The sequence below is a fragment of the Nitratidesulfovibrio oxamicus genome (assembly GCF_015731765.1).
Lineage (GTDB): Bacteria > Desulfobacterota > Desulfovibrionia > Desulfovibrionales > Desulfovibrionaceae > Cupidesulfovibrio > Cupidesulfovibrio oxamicus.
The window spans coordinates 1-3,061 of the sequence record NZ_VRYY01000308.1 but is presented as its reverse complement, the minus strand read 5'-3'; the positions used below and the strand labels follow the sequence as shown (position 1 = coordinate 3,061).

Genomic DNA, 3,061 nt, shown 5'->3' with positions numbered 1-3,061 from the left:
GGCCTGCACGCCGGATACCGGCGAGGTAAGCGTAAGGCTGATGCCCGATGCCGCGTTGCCGCCCGCCCCTGCCGCCTGCGCGGCCACGGACACGGCAGCCGCGCCGCCCGTAACGGTGGCGTCCGCCGTGCTGGTGTACAGCACATCGTCCGCCCGGCGCAGTTCCGTCCCGGCGGGCACCACGGACCCGTTGGTGCCGGGCAGGCTGACGGCGCCAGCTGCGGCCACGGCAACCTTGCGCGTCACCCCCCAGATGCGGGCGTGTCGTTCCAGGTATTCGGCCTCTGCCGTGTCCACAAAGGGCTGACCGGCCAGCCAGTCGAGGTAGCCGTACTGCATGTGGGCCTGACCGGCGGTAACCCGGGCCAGCACGGCCACGACAGACCGGCGCAAGGGGGCATCGCCATCCAGCAGGCGGGCGGAAAGGTCCGTCTCCGCGCGGGAGACAAGCTGGCCAAGGGACGGACGGGGATAGGGCATGGGGCCTCCGTGTGCCTAGACCGACAGGCGGTATGCGCCGGTCAGGTAGCTGTAATCAAAGGCGGAAAGCTGCGTTGCTCCGTCAACTTCAAGCGCCACTTGCAGTTGCAGCATGCCGCGTTCCGGCACCGTGGCCGTCACCGTCAGGCCATCCACTCTGTGCTCGGTGAGCAGCCATTGCAGAGCTTCCGTGGCGTATTCGCGCGCGCGGGCCACCACCTCCGGCAGCTGCTTTTCGCGCCGCAGCAGCCACAGGCGCGAGCCGATCTTGTCCGGCGCGCCGGTCAGCTTTGGCAGGGTCGCGTCTGCCCACCAGCCCTTGCGGTCCGTCTCCCCGGCGGGCAGTTCGTCCGTGGCCTCCGCCTGCCGGTCGGTGAACAGGCTGACCACCACGGCGGTCAGCAGGCCGTCGTCCGTCAACAGGTCGCCGGATGCCACGGCCAGGTCCGCTCCGGGCGTGCCGAATGCCAGCAGGATGTCCATCTAGCCCCCCAGGGGCTGGTCCGTCTGGACGCCCGTGCCGTTGGATTTGTGGGTGTGGTGACGCAGGCTGACGGACCCGGCGGTGGCATCATCCGTCACGTGCAGGCTGCCCTGCATGGTCGAGGCGCACGTGCCCTCGCCCACCCCGCGAGAGGTGAACGACGGCGTATTGATGGTGGCCGACTCCGTGGCCGTGACCGCGTACCGCTTTGTCGTCATGGTCACATCCTCTTCCGCGTCCACCTCAAGGTGCAGCGTGGTGATCTTTATGCGCCGGTCGCGCATCAGGTGGATGGTATCGCCCTCGTCGGTGTAGATGGCCACCTCGCCCGGTTCCAGGCTGGTGAGCCGAAAGCGCCTGTCGTCCACGGCAATCACCACGCCGTGGGCGCGGTCCGCCCCCACGAACACGGCAATGCCCTCCGCCCCCGGCATGGGGTGCGCGGTGAATCCGTAGTTCTGGAAGCGCTCCACCCCGTCGGCCAGCTCGTCGGCCAGCAGGCCCACTTGCAGCTCCTGCATTTTGGGGCCATCGTCCACCCGGCGCACCGTGGCGCGGGCCACCATGCCGTGCAGGGCGCGGGTTATCCGCGAGGTCATGCGGGCAAAGGTCGATTGGTCCACTACCCGTTCTCCCCGTTCAGGATCTTCTGTTGCTCTTCCTTGGAAAGCTGCTTGGCGTCGCCCAGCAAGTCGCCGTCGCCCTTCTTTTCCTTTTTGAGTTTCTTTTCAAACTCTTGGGCAAAGGCGCTGGGGCTGCGCAGGGTAAGCTGGGTGGTGGTGCCGCCGTTGCCCAGCTTGTGGACAACACGCCCGATCATCAAATCCTTGTCCACGCGCAGCCAGGGCAACTGCACCCGGCACATGGCGTTGAGCGGCCACAGCGTGCCGTCGCCCTGCCGCCAGCCCTGCACGGTGACATCCACGGACGCACTGCGCCCGGCGCGCACGCTGGCTTCCCACTCCGCCCGGCGGCGGGCGGTGGCCGCATCCTTGGGGGCCTCGCCGCTGATGATGTGCGGGCGGTACCGGCCAAGTACAGGGTCCTTGGCGGTGGCCACCACGGCGGCCACCTTGTCGCCGCTTTCCGTGTCGCTGCCCTTGTTCTGGGCAAGCACGCGGTACTCGGAATAGCGGTCCTTGGCGTCGAACGAGGCCGATGCCTCCAGCACGTTCTGCCCCTGCACGATGGCGGTAGACGCCCGGCCGGAACCGATGGAGACGATGACGATGCCCCCGGCCGCATCTGGCATGGCCATCAGTTCGCGCTGGCGCAATGCGCGTTCCAGGCATTCCCACGCCGTTTCGCCCGGCTCCACCTTGTGCGTGGGGATGGGCGCGCCCTCGTTGCCTTCGCACCGCACCTTCACCCCAAAGGGCGCGGCAAGGATGCTGGCAAGGCGGCTGACGGTAATGGACTTCCACTCGCCCGGCTTATGGATGGCGGCACAGTCCACAAGGTCCGCGCTGGCATCGCGCCCGGCCACGGTGATGGCGTGCGCCCCAGCCCCGAAGGACGGGTTAGCCGAATCAATCCACCCCTTGATCAGGGTGTCCGATCCTGCCTTGATGACGCAGGCCATGCCCGGCGCAATGGGCAACGCCGTGGTCCCGTGCGCCCAGCGGTCGGACAGGCGCAGGGAAAAGGCACCGGACACGGCATCCACGGCGCGGGTGATGGAAACGTCTTCCCACCCTTCCCAGCGTACGCCGTCAATCTCCAGCGTCACGATTTCGCTAGGCATTGCGCAACACCTCCAGTTGGCCGGGCGGCACGAATCCGGGGTGGCGCACGCGGTTGCGGGCAAGTATCTCCGTTTCCACGTCCGGCGCGTCCCGGTCGGCCACGGTGCGGTGGGCAACCACCAGCGAGGGGGCCACCACCGGCTGCTGCACGGTCACCACGTCGGGCGCGCTGCCCGCGCTGTCGGCCAGCGCCTTGACCGTGGCTGCCTGAAGGTCGGTAAAGCTGGCATACACGCCATCGTCCGTCGCGCCGTCGAGCACGGTATCCACCGCGTCGGTCACGCCCTCGCGCAGGGTGGCGGCGTCCGCCCGCGATGCGGGGGTGGAGAGCGCGGCGGAACGCGCGGCCTCT

General features: G+C 68.5%; 4 protein-coding genes and 1 pseudogene. All 5 read right to left on the bottom strand.

Annotated elements, in window-relative coordinates:
- Nucleotides 1–480: baseplate J/gp47 family protein (locus FVW20_RS10840; RefSeq protein WP_196609553.1), on the bottom strand; the 480-nt coding region annotated here is incomplete at its 3' end.
- Between the two features lie 15 nt (nt 481–495).
- Nucleotides 496–963 (bottom strand): phage GP46 family protein, encoded by a 468-nt coding sequence (locus tag FVW20_RS10835; protein ID WP_196609552.1) that lies wholly within the window; start codon nt 961–963, stop codon nt 496–498.
- Nucleotides 964–1,587, bottom strand: a complete 624-nt coding sequence (locus FVW20_RS10830) for a phage baseplate assembly protein V (RefSeq protein ID WP_196609550.1) — start codon at nt 1,585–1,587, stop codon at nt 964–966.
- Nucleotides 1,587–2,708: a phage baseplate assembly protein gene (locus tag FVW20_RS10825; RefSeq protein WP_196609548.1), complete on the bottom strand. Its 1,122-nt coding sequence runs from the start codon at nt 2,706–2,708 to the stop codon at nt 1,587–1,589. The genes FVW20_RS10830 and FVW20_RS10825 overlap by 1 nt, the downstream gene beginning before the upstream one ends.
- Nucleotides 2,701–3,061, bottom strand: a pseudogene (locus tag FVW20_RS10820) (DNA circularization protein); the annotation flags it as partial. The pseudogene FVW20_RS10820 and the gene FVW20_RS10825, both read right to left, overlap by 8 nt.